Genomic DNA, 13,409 nt, shown 5'->3' with positions numbered 1-13,409 from the left:
AGGGAGCCCCCTCGCGGTGAAAGCTCCCTAGGGCCCGGGCGGCGGCCCCAGCGCCCTCCAAACTTGCTTCTCGCACCAATGCCCGAGGCATCCAGACACCCGGGCCGCCCCCGTGCCGATCCGGATCGAGCCCTTATGAGTCTCGCCATTCACAGGGTTCACCATCGTCCCGCCCCGCCAGGCGCCGTCGCGCCAGACGAAGCCCTTCATGATCTCGGCTCCGACCATCCCTTCCTTCACCCGGCTCCTGTCCCAGACCCAGAGCAGGCGCCCGCAAAGTTTCGTTTCGTCGTCCGCGCAGGCGCCAAGCCTGACGACTCCGCCAAGTCCCTCCGCCGCCCAATCGCCCTCAAACGCCTTCATCGTCTGGGCTTGGGACGGCGCAGGCGCGACGACCACCAGGCACAGGGCGAGGATCGCGACCACCGCCGGCTTCATGGACGGCATGCGACCGGCGGCCCTGGCGAAACGCGCCAGATATTCGGGATGCTCGGTGCCCATCCACCGGTCCCACCAGGTGAAGTAAAGGCCGTAATTCCAGCCCGCCTGCGCATGATGCAGGTCGTGGTGCGTGACCGTGGTCAAAAACGGGATCAGCGGCCGTCCGTCCTGGCGCGCAGGAAACAGTTCATAACCGGAATGGCCGATGGTGTTGCGGAAGATCTGGTGCAGCATGAACAGACCGATCACGCCCCACGGCGTCGGCGTGGCCAGCATCCAAAGCGGGACGAAGGCGGCCTGCACCGCCGCTTCAGCCAGATCGAAGCTATAGGCGGTGAACGGTGACGGGTTGTTCGACCGGTGATGTCGGCGATGGAAGATGCGGAACAGGGTCGGCCGATGCATCAGCCGGTGCGCCCAGTAGAACCAGGCGTCGTGCGCCACAATCATCAACCCAAGCGACGCCCAGAACCACATCGGCCCCAGCCCTTCGGCGACCGCGGGCCCCCAAACCAGGCCGACCCGATCCAGCACAGCCAGCGAGAGGGCGACCGTGGAGAAGATCGCCACGGACCGGAGGGAGATGAGAAATTCGACGATCATCCGCCGCGCGGGTGGCCGCTCAGCCCTGAGCTTTCGCCCGGCCAATGGCCGCGCAAGCACGACCCAGAGCGAAAACCAGGTCGCGACAGCAAAGACCGCGTAGCGGATCAGGTCGCCGTTCAGTAAGCGCAGCCACTCGCTGGCGAGTTCTTCGACATTAGACATGGGATAGGCCTCCTTTTTGATGGCCCATCCCTGAACTCGCCGCCGCGCCGCCGCTCGCCGTGGACGAAAATCGGCTAGAGATTTCATTTCCGGCGAAGCTCCGCAAAAATCGGCGAGCCTGCGGCGGCGACTTTCCTGCCCGCCGAGCCTCTAAGAGGAACCATGGACGAACTGGCGTCGATCGAACTTCTGGTGCGCGGCGCCGCCGTCGGCGGCTTCCTTGGCCTGGCGCTTTGCCTTGGTCGGGCCGACCCGGCGCGGTTGCGCCTGAGCGGGGTCCTGTTCTGCCTATCCTGTGCAGGTCACGTGCTGACCCAGTCGCCGTCCGGGCGGCTGGTGACCGGCGCGGCCTTCCCTGTCATCTGGCTGCTCTCGATCACGGGGGCCGGCCTCTTCTGGGCCTTCGCCACCGACCTGTTTTCCGACGAGGCGCGGTCGCGCCAGCGCCGGTTCGCGCCCGCCGCCCTGAACCTTATTCTCGCGCTGTCGGCGCTTCTGATCTGGCCGCCATTCAGCCATGTCGCATGGGTGGTCTACTCCATCGTCTCCGTCGCCATGATTGGACACGCGCTCTATGTGATCGCGCGGGGCTGGCGGGACGATCTGGTCGAAAGCCGTCGGAAGTTGCGGGGGCCGATGCTGGCCAGCGCGGCGGGCTACGGCCTGATGGTGGTGCTGCTTGAAGTCACCCAGATGCTCTGGCGGCCGATGCCTGAGCTCGCGCCCGTCGGCGCCACGGCGCTATTGCTCTTGAGCCTGTCGGGCATGGCGGTTTTCCTCAGCGTGAACAGCGATCTCCTGCAGTCCGCGCCCCGTGCGTCGGCGCCGCGCAAGAATGCGGCGGACCGCGCCCTGCTTGCGCGCCTGAACAGGGCCATGGACGAGGAAGAAACCTGGCGCACAGAGGCCCTGACGATGTTCGATCTCGCCACTCAGGTCGGCGCGCCGGAGCACCGGCTGCGCCGCCTCATCAACACCGAGCTCGGCTACCGAAACTTCAGCGCCTATCTGAACGAACGCCGGGTCCATGCCGCGAAGACTGCGCTGGCCGACGCCGATCACGCCCTGAAACCCGTTTCCAGCATCGCCTACGAAGTCGGCTTCGCCTCGCTCGGGCCATTCAACCGCGCATTCAAGGCCGCGACGGGCGCCACGCCGTCAGACTGGCGCGTGCAGGCGCAAAGCTGATCTCGCAACGGCCCGGCGCTCCCATCACGTCCTGTGAATCAGATTCCCGGGCGGAGGATGCCAATCTTCGACCACCGGCCGGCGCCTGACGTCGGGGCCGATTGACACTCTGCACGCCGCCCCCACTGATGGGTGAATTCATCCGGCGTTACGACCGGCGTTCATTTTGTAGGAAACCATAATGGCCAGCTCGGCGCAGATTCCCGGCGCACGCGTACCTCTTCGCACCAAATTCTTCTTCGGCCTCGGCGCCACAGCCGAGAGCATCACCCTCGCCGCTGTCGGCGGCTACGCCATGTTCTACTACAATCAGGTCCTGGGCCTGCCGGCCACCCTGGCGGGTCTGGCCATCACCGTCAGCCTGGTGCTGGACGGTTTCGCCGATCCCATCGTCGGCTCGCTGTCGGACCGCACCCGCGGCAAGCTGGGCCGCCGGCACCCCTATATGTATCTGGCCCCCTTGCCCGTGGCGCTCTGCATCCTGGCCCTGTTCAACCCGCCCGCCGCGTTCTCGCACCTTTGGCTGTTTGTCTGGTTCTCAGGGTTCATCGTCACCCTGCGGGTGTTCATGGCCATCTATCACGTGCCGCACCTGGCGCTGGGGGGAGAGCTTTCCAGCGACTATACCGAGCGCAGCCGGGTGATGAGCTGGAACAACCTGCTGGGCATGATCGGCGCGGCCGGCACGAGCTTCGTCGCCTTGACCTTCTTCTTCCACAAGACCGCGGAGTATCCGCGAGGCCTGCTCAACCCTCACGCCTACACGCCCTTCGCCATGGCGGTGGCGGGCTCAGGCATGCTGCTGCTGTTGGCGTCGGCCTGGTTCACCCGCGACCGTATCGCGCTGTTGCCCAAGACTCCCGACGACCTGCCGGCCTTCAGCCCCTTCGAATTCCTGAAGGACATGGGCAGCGCGTTTTCGAACCGGAACTATGTCTATCTGCTGATCGCCTACTTCTTCCTGTCCCTGATGCTGGGCATCCGCCAGGGGCTCGGGCTCTACATGAACACCTTCTTCTGGGAGTTCACCTCGGAGCAGATCCGCTGGTTCGTGATCGGCACGATCAGCGGCTATTTCCTGGGCTTCGCCACAGCGGCCCGGCTGCATGGGCGGTTCGACAAGAAGATCGCCATCATCGTCACCTGCGTGCTGCTTTCGACGATCCCGGCCATCGCGCCGACCCTGCGGATTCTCGGCGTCTTCCCCGAACCGGGACAGCCGATGCTGCTGCCCCTGATCATCATCTTCACAGGCCTGGGGTCCTGTGTGGCCAGCATCATGAGCATCAGCGTCATGTCGGCCCTGGCCGACATCGCCGACGAGAACGAGGTCCGCTACGGCTATCGGCAGGAGGGCGTGCTCTACTCGACCCGGGCGCTGTTCTCCAAGATCGACGCCGCCATCGGCCACTTCTTCGCCGGCGTCGCCCTGGACATCGTGGCCTTCCCGGAAAAGGCCCAGCCTGGGCAGGTGGATCGCCAGACACTGATGGACCTGGCCCTGGTGGACGCGCCCATCGCGGCCATTCCTGGCCTGATCGCTGTGTTCTTCTATGCCCGCTACAAGATCAACCGGCAGAGCTACGACGCGACCCAGGCCCAGCTCAAGGAACTGCGCCGCGAGCGGGCCGCCAAGGCCGCGCCGGCCGGTCAGCCAGGCGCCGAGCCGGACGGGATGATCTCTGAGGTGACCTAGAAAGTTTAGAGTCGGATTCAGGCTTCGAGAGAAGCCATTGGGCTCTAGACGATCAGCCGGGCGCGGATGGCCTCGCAGGCCGCCGCGGGCGCGCCGATCGTCGCCAGATAGGCCGCCACTGAACCGGCGCGGGCGCGGATCGCGCCAAGGGCGGCGTCCAGATAGACCCCATCGACCCCCAGAAAGGCGCGCACCGCCGTCTCCGAGGGCCGCTTGCCCAGGGATTTTTCCAGAGCCTCGGTGACCATCGGCAACCGGGCGTCGACCCGGGCGGCCACATTGGTCAGCAGGTAGTCGTCCCGAATATCGTCGTCGTGGACCCCCAGGATGTGGTGGGTGAGCGCCGCCAGCAGGCCCGTGCGGTCCTTGCCCGCCGTGCAGTGGATCAGGATCGGCCCATCGCCCGCCGCCAGCGCCGCGAAATAGCGCCCGAACAGCTCCAGGTGACGCGGCTCGAAGGGCGCCTTGGCGTAATAGTCCAGGAAGAAGGCCCTGGCGCTCTCCGGGGTCAGGTCGGTCTGCCTCAGGAAGGCCACGTGGGGGGCCTCGGCCTGGTCGCCCAGGTCGCACTGGATAACCTGGGCCGCGAAGCCCTGGCGCCGCAGGCTGGGATCACTTTCCCGCTCGCGGGGACGGCGCAGGTCCACCACCGTGGCGAGCTTCAGGTCCGCCATGGCCGCCAGGTCGGCCGGCGTGGCGCGGGCCTGGTGGGCGGCACGGAACAGTTGGCCCGCCGCGATGCGTCCGCCACGCACGGCGTAACCGCCGTAGTCGCGGAAATTCTCGACGCCTTCGAGGGGCAGGATACGGGGGTGGGTCATGAGCCTCTCCATGAGGCCCACGACGCTAGACGGCAAGTGTGACGGTCTACGCGCCTAGAGCTGGTTGTATTCGCCGCAGCGGCACTTCACGACGACTTCCCGCGCCGAGGCCGCGTCCTGGCCGGTGAGGATCACCTCGTCGCAGGCGCCACAGGTAAAGGCCGCGCCGATGCCGGGGGTCTTTTCCAGGTCGATGGCGACGGCCTCCACCAGGTCGCGGCGGCCGATGAACAGGCTGGGGAACACACGCATCGAAGTCATGATCATCGAAATCGCCTCACTATGGCTCAAGCTCACGGGGTCTCGATCCGCCCCTGTAATATCCAGGGTTATGAGGATCATTTGCTGCAATGCAATGACAACCGTGAAGCCTTGTACAGAAAGGCGGGTGGTCGCCTGACGCATAGCCAACTTGGGCGACGCAACATGTCCGGGCGCCACGAAGACGATCAACCCGCCGGGCCACGAAACGTCCCTGTTCGAGGCCCTCGGCCTTGGGTGTCTCGCCGGTCTGATCAAGGCGCCGACCGGAGCCCCCGACCAGACCGAAGCCTAGTAGACCAGGTTGAAGCTCGCCAGCGCGGCGGCGGCGGTGAGGAACAGGATCACCGCGAGGATTTCGTAGCGTTTGAAGAGGGGGCCGTTCGGCGAGCGCATCTTGATCTCCAGCCGTCCCCGAGTGGGACACCGAGGATCGGTCAGGGCAAACGTCAGGCCAGCCTCAAGGGCGGGCCGGAACCTTGCCGGGCCAGGTGAGGAAGCCGTTGCGGTCACGACCGGCGGCCTCGCGCGGCGCGCAACCGCCGCAGCCCCGGCCGCCGCCTCGTTGTTCGTAGCCGCCACGCGCCTCATAGCCGCCGGCGTAGCGGTGGTCGCCGGAGCCGTAGCCCTCCGATTGCTCGGCATAGCGTTCGCCGTAGGTTTCGTGCGCCTCGGCGCTCACCACGCGGACCTGGCCGCGGAGGTCGGGGACCTCGACATAGGTCTCATAGACGGGTTCCGGGGCGGCCACGTAGGTCCGTTGCTGGGCCGCGCCGTATTGGCGCACCTCGGCGTATTCCCGCTGGACATGATCGCGCTGCACGGGGGCCATGCGGCGAGCGGCGGGCCGCGCGGGCCGATGCGGCGCGGCGGGACGATGGACCACCCGCTCAGGCTCCGGCGTCATGGCTGCCGGCTGGGCCGCGACGGGGGTGGGCGCGTCCACCGGCGGGCAGGAGGCGGTCGTCGTGACCGGCTTGCAGCAGCAGTCGGCGGGCTTGGCCGCGGGCGCCTGGGCGATCTTCAGCGCGCCGGTGGAATCACAGGCGGCGAGGGCAAGGACGGCCAGGGCGGGAATCAGAGAGGGCAGGCGCATTTGAGGTCTTCCGGCGGCCCGAAAACCAGGGTCGGAGACAGCGTTGGAGATCAGGCGCCGTTAACGCTGTGACTTTCACCGTGAGCGCGAAGAAAGCCCTCCACCAACTCGGCGTAGAGGTGAAATCCCTTATAGGCGGCGAACTCCGGGGCCGCCGCGCGCCAGGCCCCCGCGAAGGCCGCCAGCCGTTCCGGGCTCTCGGTGAGCGCCTGAAAGGGGGTCAGCCAGACCCGGATGGTGAACAGGACTCCGCCGGTCTGCGGCAGCCGACGCACCGTCTGGCGCTCCACCCGGGTGAACAAGGCTCGCCCCACATCGCCCGACGCGATCTCGCCGATCCCGGCGCGGATCGGGGCGGAGAAGGGCGTGAAGGACTGGTCGGAGTTCACCACCGACCAGTTGCGCCGCTGCAGGATCAGCCCGGGACGCAGGCCGTCGAAGATGCGCAAGAGCCGCGCCAGGAAGCGGTCATTGAACCCGTTCACAGGCGCGTGGATGTGCGCCAGGTCCTGCCCCAGGACCTCCCGGGCGGTGAAGAAGGTGGGCGCCGAGAGGCTGATGGCTCTGACCCGCCACTGGCCGTTCGTCTTCTCCACCAGCACCAGGTCGTCGGCCACCGTGCGCGCAGCGGCATAGAGGGGCGGCAGGTCGCGTCCCGGCGTCACCCCGAGCAGAGCGGCGACCTCCAACTGGCCGGGCCGCGACCCCTCGGTTTCGCCCCAGACCAGGTCGTGATGTTCGCTGTAGAGCGGGTCCTTCCGAGCGGCGGGATCGGCCTCGCCCCCCTCCAGCCAGCGGGCCTCCTCGATGGGCGCCAGCCCGATGGCGAAGTCGGCGGACTCCTCCCAGGGCCGATGCCTCATCGCCGCCGCAGCCTCCGGACCAGGGCGTAGATCACCAGCGCCACCGCGACGCCGAGGGTGTCGGCCACCAGGTCGCGCCAGTCGCCATGGCGCCCGAAGCCCATGATCGCCTGCAGCAGCTCCACCGCCACACCCAGGCCGATCGCGAAGGCGGCGATCGCCAGCGGCCGATGGTGCGAGAGCAGCAGGCCCGTCATTGTCAGGACGAACCAGGCGATGCTGTGTTCGATCTTGTCACCCATATGGGCCGAGGGCAGGTCCTGCTGCGGAACCAGGCACATGGCCAGCAGGATAGCGGTCGCCAGCGCGTAGAGCGCGAGGCGGAGCGGGCGAGGCAACGACGCGAGAAACATGCGCCCTAACTTGCACGTCCGCCCGCGCCTCTCTAGCGTCGCGCCGCATTTCAAGGTGGAGCGGATAATGGCGATCGAGGCGGTGATTTGGGATTTCGGCGGGGTGTTCACCTCCTCGCCCTTCGAGGCCTTCGCCCGTTATGAGAGCGAGAACGGCGTCCCCAAGGACCTGATCCGCAAGGTCAATTCCACCAATCCCGACACCAACGCCTGGGCGTTGTTCGAGCGTAACGAGATCGACACCAAGGGCTTCGACGCCCTGTTCCTGGAGGAATCCACGGCGCTCGGCCATCCGATCCCCGGCAGCCACGTCCTGCCCCTGTTGTCGGGCATGGTGCGGCCCCGGATGGTGGCTGCGCTGAAGGCCTGCAAGCAACACTTCAAGGTCGGTTGCATCACCAACAACATGGTCAGCATGCACTCCCCGGGGCCCGACGCGACGCAGCGCCCGCCGGGCGCCATGGGTCAGATCATGCCGCTGTTCGACCACATCATCGAAAGCTCCAAGGCCGGTGTGCGCAAGCCCGACCCGAAAATCTACCTGATGATGTGCGAAGCGCTGTCGGTTGACCCCGCCAACTGCGTCTATCTCGACGACCTGGGCATCAACTGCAAACCGGCCGCGGCGCTCGGGATGAAGGCCATCAAGGTGGTGGATGTCGACCAGACCCTGGCCGACCTTGCCGCCGCCACGGGCCTGACCTTCGACGAGGTCGCCGCGTGAGCCGGCCGGGCAAGATCGGCGCGGCCGCCGCGCTGGCGAAGCTTCCCGGCTGGAACGCCCTGGGGGCCGACCGCGACGCCATCACCCGGACCTACCTGTTCCCGGACTTCAACACCGCCTTCGGCTTCATGGCCCGGGTTTCGCTGATGGCCGAGAAGCTGGATCACCATCCGGAGTGGTTCAATGTCTACAACCGCGTCGAGGTGACTCTGGCGACCCACGACGCTGACGGCGTCACCGAACTGGATGTGACGCTCGCCAGCTTCATGGACGAGGCCGCCCACCACGCGGGCCTGAAGAACTAGTTCACCAGGATGGTGCCCAGCAGCAGCTTGCCACCGGGCCGGCCCAGAACCCGATCGGTCTCGCGCTGCAGTTCGCGGGCGATGAAGTCGGCATTGGGGGCGTTGGCGGGGTCGAGGCCCGAGGCGTAGATCTGCAGGGCCTGGACGAAGCCAGCCCGGAAACGCGGCACGAGCAGGTCAGCCTTGGCGCGCAGGTCGGCGTCGGGAAGGTCGATGCCGGTCTCGACGGTGAGCACGCCGCGCCGTCCGTCAACCCGCATGATGGTGGCCGTCAGGGTCGGAAGCTGCAGGTAGGAAAGCCCGCCCCCCTTCTTCTTCTCGGTCTTCTCCCCGCCTCCCGACGCTTGGGCGGCCACCGGCAGGGCGGCGGCGAGGGCGGCGAGACTCATCAGGCGGCGACGATCCATAACGTGACGGTGTGCCGCATTATGGTTAGCGGTCTCTTTACGCGCGGCGGCCGACAGTGCGGCGAAGATTCGCATGACCGATCACCGAGGTGGTCAATTCCTCGTCGCCCGCTCTTGTAGGAGCACGCCCTTGGGCCGCTTTGCGCCAACCTCTCTCGACCTCGACGGCAAGGTGATCCTGGTCACCGGCGGCACGGGGTCCTTCGGCAAACGCTTCATCGAGACCGTCCTGCTGCGGGCCAAGCCGCGCAAACTCATCGTCTATTCCCGCGACGAGCTGAAGCAGAGCGAGATGCAGACCGACCTGGCCGAGAAGTTCCCGGCCGACCAACTCACCTGCATGCGCTTTTTCCTGGGCGACGTGCGCGACCGCGAGCGCCTGACCCTCGCCCTGCGCGGCGTCGACATCGTGATCCATGCCGCGGCCCTGAAACAGGTGCCGGCGGCGGAATACAATCCCTCGGAGTGCATCCACACCAATATCATGGGCGCGGAGAACGTGGTCTGGGCCTGTCTGGCCAACCGGGTGCAGCGGGTGATCGCGCTCTCCACCGACAAGGCCTGCAACCCGGCCAACCTTTACGGCGCCACCAAGCTGGCCTCGGACAAGACCTTCGTGGCGGCCAACAACCTGTCGGGCGACATCGGCGCCAAGTTCTCGGTGGTCCGCTACGGCAATGTGGTTGGCTCGCGGGGCTCGGTCGCGCCGGTCTTCCAGCGGCTGCTGGCGCGGGGCGCGACGGAGCTGCCGATCACCGATCCGCGCATGACCCGGTTCTGGATCACCCTGAACCAGGGCGTCGACTTCGTGCTTTCGTCCCTGTCGCTGATGCGCGGCGGGGAGATCTTCGTGCCCAAGATTCCTTCGATGAAGATGACGGCCCTGGCCGAAGCCATGGCGCCGGGCGTGCCCATCAAGGTGATCGGCATCCGGCCGGGCGAGAAGCTGCACGAGATGATGATCTCGGTGGATGATGCGCGGACCACCGTAGACCTCGGCGACCGCTACGCCATCGAGCCGGCCTTCGTGGAGTATACCCGCGAGAGCTACGCCAAGACCCATCCCCTGACGCCGGACGGTTTCTCCTACGCCAGCGACACCAATGACGAATGGCTGAGCGGCGAGGGGCTCATGGCGTTGATCAACGATCCCGCCCCGGCGGCCCCGCCCATGCGCCGGAGGCTGACCGACTGATGACGGGGTCTGCGCTCCCCTACGGCCGCCAGACCATCGAGGACGACGACATCGCCGCCGTCGCCGAGGCCCTGCGTGGCGACTTCCTGACCACCGGCCCCCTGGTGGAGGCGTTCGAGTCCGCCTTCGCCGACAAGGTCGGTGCGCGCCACGCCGTGGCCTGCGCCAACGGCACGGCGGCCCTGCACCTGGCCATGCTGGCCCTGGACGTGCAGCCCGGCGAGGTCTGCATCGCCCCCTCCATCACCTTTCTCGCCACCGCCAACTGCGCCCGCTATGTCGGCGCCGAGGTGGTGTTCGCCGACGTCGATCCTCTGACCGGACTGATGACGCCAGACACCTTGGCCGAGGCGATCAGCCGGGTCGGGGATCGCCGGCTGCGCGCCGTCCTGCCGGTTCACCTGCGCGGCGACACCGCCGAGCTGCCGGCCCTGGCCGCGTTGGCGCGGGACGCCGGAGCGGTGCTGGTGGAGGACGCTCCCCATGCCCTGGGCTCCACCATGACCTTCGGCAATACAGCCGAGCGGGTGGGCGACGGGCGCCACGCGGCCATGGCCACCTTCTCCTTCCACCCGGTCAAGACCATCGCCACCGGCGAGGGCGGCATGGTCACCACCAATGACGACGCCCTGGCCCAGCGCCTGAAGACCCTGCGCAGCCACGGCATGATGCGCCCGGCGGAGGCCGATCCCTGGATCTACGAGATGGCCGAGCCGGGCTTCAACTACCGCCTGCCAGACATCCTCTGCGCGCTGGGCCTCTCGCAACTCGCCAAGCTCGACCGGTTCGCCGCCCGACGCAGGGCCTTGGCCGCCCGCTACCTGGAAGCCTTGAAACCGCTGGCCCCCCTGGTGACGCCCGCCGCCCGGCCCGACTGGAGCGACCCGGTCCTGCATCTGATGGTGGCCCTGATCGACTTTCCGGCGACCGGCAAGACCCGACGCCAGGTGGTGGACGGGTTGAAGGCGCGCGGGGTGGGAACCCAGGTCCACTACATCCCCGTCCACAGCCAACCCTATTACCGCGAACGATACGGGCCGCTCAGCCTGCCGGGCGCGCAGGCCTGGTACGAGACCTGCCTCTCCCTGCCGTTCTATCCCGGCATGGCCGACGAGGATGTGGATCGGGTCGTGGCCGGCCTGAAAGCGACCCTGAACCTCTAGGCGGCCGCGGCGACGGCGGTCATGGCCTGCAGCAGTTCGCGGACCTGGCCCATGCGTTCCGGGGCTCTGGCCAGTTCTGCGCGGGTGTCGTCACGGCGGACCAGTTTCAAGGCCTCGGCGCGGGCGCGGTCGGCGGTGGGGCCGGTCGGCGCGGTGTCACCAATGGCCATGCGCAACAGGATCATCAGCCGCTGGACAGGACCCTGGGACGACTTGGCGACGATGGAGACGATCTTGGAATCGGCCTCCACCAGGCCGCCGACATCGCCGATCTTGGCCTGAATCGGGCCGTAGTCCTCCGCCGCCAGGCCGGCGCGGGCCGCCTGTTTCTGCAGCTTGGCCAGGACTTCCAGTTTCACGGCGGGGCTGTCGGAGCTGAGCCGGAATTCCTTCTCGAAGCGCATCCCGCTGACATTGGCCGAGAGGTAGCGGCCGGCCTGGCGCTTGTTGGCCGCGCCGATGACGTTTTCCACCAGCCACATCAGGGCCTCGACCTCCTGGCGGGAGGTCTGGTTGGTTCCCAGATAGGATTCGACGAAATCGCCGGTGACCAACATCCGTGAACGGGTGACGAAGGCCTCCTGCACGTCGTCCAGGGAGATCATTGTCCCGGCCGCGCAGGTCAACGCCATGGCCAGCGCCCGCATGACCGCGATCTCGCCGGCGGCGTCGCCGGGACGCAGGCGGCGGGGGCCGGTGAGTTCGCGGACCACCCGCTTGGCGATGGCCAGGCGCACGGCGCCGAAGTCCTCGGTGGAGAGCCACTTGGCCAGGCGCTCGGCGGTGTCCGACAGCGGCGGCATCATCCGCTGCACCGACGGCTCGATGCGCATCAGGGCCTCAACCGGATCGCAGGCCACCAGCCGGGTCATGGCCGCCAGGCGCGCGCCCAGGTCCAGGTCCTTGCCGATGATGTCGTCGAGGCCGGATTTCGAGCCGAGGATCTCGGCCAGGGGCTGTTCGATGACCGCCAGGGCCAGGCCGCGCGGCGGGCCGGCCGGGGGCGCGGAATCGGCCAGGTCCAGCAGGCGGGTGACCTTCTCGGTCCAGCTGCGCGCGGGCGCGATGGAGACCGCCACACCGGCGCCTAGCAGGTAGGCGCGCTCCGGGTGCTGGGCCACGCGCTCGGCGGCGCGGGCGAAGCCTTCCTTGTCGAGATTGGGCAGGTCGCCCTTGCGGGCGTCCTTGAGCAGCCGCTCGATGGCGCGCTCCACCAGGCTCTGAAACACCCGGATCAGCTCATGGACAGATAGGCCCCGGGCCTGGGCCTCGGGAATGGCCAGCTTCTGGATGGCGTGCTGCAGGTCGGTGCCGGAGGCTTCGAGCTCCTCCACCAGGTCGGCGCGGTGCAGCAGTTCGAAGGGGGTCGCGCCCTTGCGCTCCAGGAAGCCCTCCAGCAGACGGCCGATCCGGTCGCGGGCGTGGATGGTGTAGAGGTCCTGCGGGCTGACGCAGAGCGGATCGTTGTCTTCCTTGACCTTGGACTTCTTCGGCGGCTCGGCGTTGCCGAGGTTGAGGATGCCCACCGACTGGAATTCGCGGGTCTCGGCGTCGAGAGTTTCCTTGGTGACGCGGACCGCGGCCACCTTGCCCTCTTTCATCATGTCGTTGGCGGTCGCCAGCGCCGTGGCGCGGTTCTCCGTGGCGAGATCGAGCGCCCAGCCACTGCTGGGCGTCTTCTTGCTGAAGACCTCGTAATGAACCTGTGCGCCGGTCATCGTTCCCCCAAGAGAGAACAGTGTGACGCAACAACCCTAAAAACAGTTTACTGCGACGATTGGGCGCCCGTGGCCCTCTGACGCGTTACCTGCGCCGGAGCTTCTCCGCATGCCTGCCCCATTGAGGCCACGCTGAGGGGCGACTAGCTTCACCGACGCACTCGCAAGGAAATCATCCCCGATCATGGCCAAGATCACCCTGGTGGACGACGACGAAAACATCGTCACGTCGGTCAGCCTCGCCCTCGAAAGCCACGGCCATACCGTGAAGGCGTATTTTGACGGCGCGGCGGGTCTCGCTGCGCTGGAAAACGATCCGCCGGACCTCGCCATCCTCGACGTGAAGATGCCCCGCATGGACGGCATGGAGGTGCTGCGCCGCCTGCGCCGGACATCGGACCTGCCGGTGA

At 67.4% G+C, this 13,409-nt stretch carries 16 protein-coding genes and 1 pseudogene; 7 read left to right on the top strand and 10 right to left on the bottom strand.

The annotated features are described in order from the left end of the window. Window positions 1-27: 27 nt before the first annotated feature. A complete protein-coding gene (locus AAC997_RS04570; protein ID WP_340644577.1) occupies window positions 28-363 on the bottom strand; it encodes a DUF2147 domain-containing protein in 336 nt (111 codons plus the stop codon). A 99-nt stretch (window positions 364-462) separates the two neighbouring features. Next, window positions 463-1,209, bottom strand: a pseudogene (locus AAC997_RS04565) (sterol desaturase family protein); the annotation flags it as partial. A 162-nt stretch (window positions 1,210-1,371) separates the two neighbouring features. Here AAC997_RS04565 and AAC997_RS04560 point away from each other — a divergent pair. Together AAC997_RS04560 and AAC997_RS04555 are read left to right on the top strand one after the other, a co-directional pair. Continuing rightward, the gene (locus tag AAC997_RS04560; RefSeq protein ID WP_340644505.1) at window positions 1,372-2,397 is read left to right on the top strand and encodes an AraC family transcriptional regulator; all 1,026 of its coding nucleotides are present in this window, start codon (window positions 1,372-1,374) and stop codon (window positions 2,395-2,397) included. Window positions 2,398-2,578: 181 nt separating this feature from the next. Then, window positions 2,579-4,093 (top strand): MFS transporter, encoded by a 1,515-nt coding sequence (locus AAC997_RS04555; RefSeq protein ID WP_340644504.1) that lies wholly within the window; start codon window positions 2,579-2,581, stop codon window positions 4,091-4,093. Window positions 4,094-4,137: 44 nt separating this feature from the next. On the opposite strand, the gene AAC997_RS04550 is transcribed toward AAC997_RS04555, so the two are convergent. From AAC997_RS04550 to AAC997_RS04525, 6 genes are all read right to left on the bottom strand, one after another. After that, on the bottom strand, window positions 4,138-4,914 hold the full coding sequence (locus AAC997_RS04550; protein ID WP_340644503.1) for a tyrosine-protein phosphatase: 777 nt from the start codon (window positions 4,912-4,914) through the stop codon (window positions 4,138-4,140). A 54-nt stretch (window positions 4,915-4,968) separates the two neighbouring features. After that, on the bottom strand, window positions 4,969-5,181 hold the full coding sequence (locus AAC997_RS04545; protein WP_340644502.1) for a hypothetical protein: 213 nt from the start codon (window positions 5,179-5,181) through the stop codon (window positions 4,969-4,971). Window positions 5,182-5,466: 285 nt separating this feature from the next. Further along, a complete protein-coding gene (locus AAC997_RS04540; RefSeq protein WP_249778006.1) occupies window positions 5,467-5,571 on the bottom strand; it encodes a hypothetical protein in 105 nt (34 codons plus the stop codon). A 64-nt stretch (window positions 5,572-5,635) separates the two neighbouring features. Then, a complete protein-coding gene (locus AAC997_RS04535) occupies window positions 5,636-6,271 on the bottom strand; it encodes a hypothetical protein (protein WP_340644501.1) in 636 nt (211 codons plus the stop codon). A gap of 50 nt (window positions 6,272-6,321) precedes the next feature. After that, window positions 6,322-7,134 carry a heme-dependent oxidative N-demethylase subunit alpha family protein gene (locus tag AAC997_RS04530; protein WP_340644500.1) on the bottom strand — a complete coding sequence of 271 codons (813 nt, stop codon included), beginning with the start codon at window positions 7,132-7,134 and terminating at the stop codon, window positions 6,322-6,324. Beyond that, complete coding sequence (locus AAC997_RS04525; protein WP_340644499.1) at window positions 7,131-7,487, bottom strand: VanZ family protein; 357 nt, start codon at window positions 7,485-7,487, stop codon at window positions 7,131-7,133. The genes AAC997_RS04530 and AAC997_RS04525 overlap by 4 nt, the downstream gene beginning before the upstream one ends. Before the next feature lie 67 nt (window positions 7,488-7,554). On the opposite strand from AAC997_RS04525, the gene AAC997_RS04520 reads away from it, so the two are divergent. Both AAC997_RS04520 and AAC997_RS04515 read left to right on the top strand, forming a co-directional pair. Beyond that, a complete protein-coding gene (locus AAC997_RS04520) occupies window positions 7,555-8,211 on the top strand; it encodes an HAD-IA family hydrolase (RefSeq protein ID WP_340644498.1) in 657 nt (218 codons plus the stop codon). Beyond that, window positions 8,208-8,516, top strand: coding sequence for a 4a-hydroxytetrahydrobiopterin dehydratase (locus AAC997_RS04515; RefSeq protein ID WP_340644497.1), 309 nt, complete (start codon window positions 8,208-8,210; stop codon window positions 8,514-8,516). Before AAC997_RS04520 ends, AAC997_RS04515 begins: the two co-directional genes overlap by 4 nt. On the opposite strand, the gene AAC997_RS04510 is transcribed toward AAC997_RS04515, so the two are convergent. After that, on the bottom strand, window positions 8,513-8,905 hold the full coding sequence (locus tag AAC997_RS04510; protein WP_340644496.1) for a Tat pathway signal protein: 393 nt from the start codon (window positions 8,903-8,905) through the stop codon (window positions 8,513-8,515). The two genes, AAC997_RS04515 and AAC997_RS04510, sit on opposite strands and share 4 nt — an antisense overlap. Window positions 8,906-9,053: 148 nt before the next feature. On the opposite strand from AAC997_RS04510, the gene pseB reads away from it, so the two are divergent. Both pseB and pseC read left to right on the top strand, forming a co-directional pair. Further along, entirely contained in the window at window positions 9,054-10,118 is a 1,065-nt protein-coding gene (gene pseB / locus AAC997_RS04505; protein WP_340644495.1) for a UDP-N-acetylglucosamine 4,6-dehydratase (inverting), read from the top strand. After that, window positions 10,118-11,281 (top strand): UDP-4-amino-4,6-dideoxy-N-acetyl-beta-L-altrosamine transaminase, encoded by a 1,164-nt coding sequence (gene pseC / locus AAC997_RS04500; protein ID WP_340644494.1) that lies wholly within the window; start codon window positions 10,118-10,120, stop codon window positions 11,279-11,281. Before pseB ends, pseC begins: the two co-directional genes overlap by 1 nt. Here the strand turns inward: pseC and AAC997_RS04495 are convergent. Then, the gene (locus tag AAC997_RS04495) at window positions 11,278-12,999 is read right to left on the bottom strand and encodes a hypothetical protein (protein WP_340644493.1); all 1,722 of its coding nucleotides are present in this window, start codon (window positions 12,997-12,999) and stop codon (window positions 11,278-11,280) included. The genes pseC and AAC997_RS04495 overlap by 4 nt on opposite strands. A gap of 184 nt (window positions 13,000-13,183) precedes the next feature. Here AAC997_RS04495 and AAC997_RS04490 point away from each other — a divergent pair. Continuing rightward, a partial coding sequence (locus tag AAC997_RS04490) for a response regulator (RefSeq protein WP_340644492.1) occupies window positions 13,184-13,409 on the top strand: 226 nt, incomplete at its 3' end.

The sequence above is a fragment of the Phenylobacterium sp. genome, assembly GCF_037968635.1.
In the GTDB taxonomy this organism is placed as follows: domain Bacteria; phylum Pseudomonadota; class Alphaproteobacteria; order Caulobacterales; family Caulobacteraceae; genus Phenylobacterium.
The sequence above is the reverse complement of the archived record's forward strand: the minus strand, read 5'-3'. Positions and strand labels throughout refer to the sequence as shown.

What these genes read in the sequence shown, in the direction of transcription:
- AAC997_RS04520 (WP_340644498.1), top strand. Translation starts at nt 7,555, where the DNA reads ATGGCGATCGAGGCGGTGATTTGGGATTTCGGCGGGGTGTTCACCTCC.
- AAC997_RS04560 (WP_340644505.1), top strand. Translation starts at nt 1,372, where the DNA reads ATGGACGAACTGGCGTCGATCGAACTTCTGGTGCGCGGCGCCGCCGTC.
- AAC997_RS04510 (WP_340644496.1), bottom strand. Translation starts at nt 8,905, where the DNA reads ATGAGTCTCGCCGCCCTCGCCGCCGCCCTGCCGGTGGCCGCCCAAGCG.
- AAC997_RS04555 (WP_340644504.1), top strand. Translation starts at nt 2,579, where the DNA reads ATGGCCAGCTCGGCGCAGATTCCCGGCGCACGCGTACCTCTTCGCACC.
- AAC997_RS04530 (WP_340644500.1), bottom strand. Translation starts at nt 7,134, where the DNA reads ATGAGGCATCGGCCCTGGGAGGAGTCCGCCGACTTCGCCATCGGGCTG.
- AAC997_RS04535 (WP_340644501.1), bottom strand. Translation starts at nt 6,271, where the DNA reads ATGCGCCTGCCCTCTCTGATTCCCGCCCTGGCCGTCCTTGCCCTCGCC.
- AAC997_RS04540 (WP_249778006.1), bottom strand. Translation starts at nt 5,571, where the DNA reads ATGCGCTCGCCGAACGGCCCCCTCTTCAAACGCTACGAAATCCTCGCG.
- AAC997_RS04545 (WP_340644502.1), bottom strand. Translation starts at nt 5,181, where the DNA reads ATGATCATGACTTCGATGCGTGTGTTCCCCAGCCTGTTCATCGGCCGC.
- AAC997_RS04550 (WP_340644503.1), bottom strand. Translation starts at nt 4,914, where the DNA reads ATGACCCACCCCCGTATCCTGCCCCTCGAAGGCGTCGAGAATTTCCGC.
- AAC997_RS04495 (WP_340644493.1), bottom strand. Translation starts at nt 12,999, where the DNA reads ATGACCGGCGCACAGGTTCATTACGAGGTCTTCAGCAAGAAGACGCCC.
- AAC997_RS04570 (WP_340644577.1), bottom strand. Translation starts at nt 363, where the DNA reads ATGAAGGCGTTTGAGGGCGATTGGGCGGCGGAGGGACTTGGCGGAGTC.
- AAC997_RS04525 (WP_340644499.1), bottom strand. Translation starts at nt 7,487, where the DNA reads ATGTTTCTCGCGTCGTTGCCTCGCCCGCTCCGCCTCGCGCTCTACGCG.
- pseC (WP_340644494.1), top strand. Translation starts at nt 10,118, where the DNA reads ATGACGGGGTCTGCGCTCCCCTACGGCCGCCAGACCATCGAGGACGAC.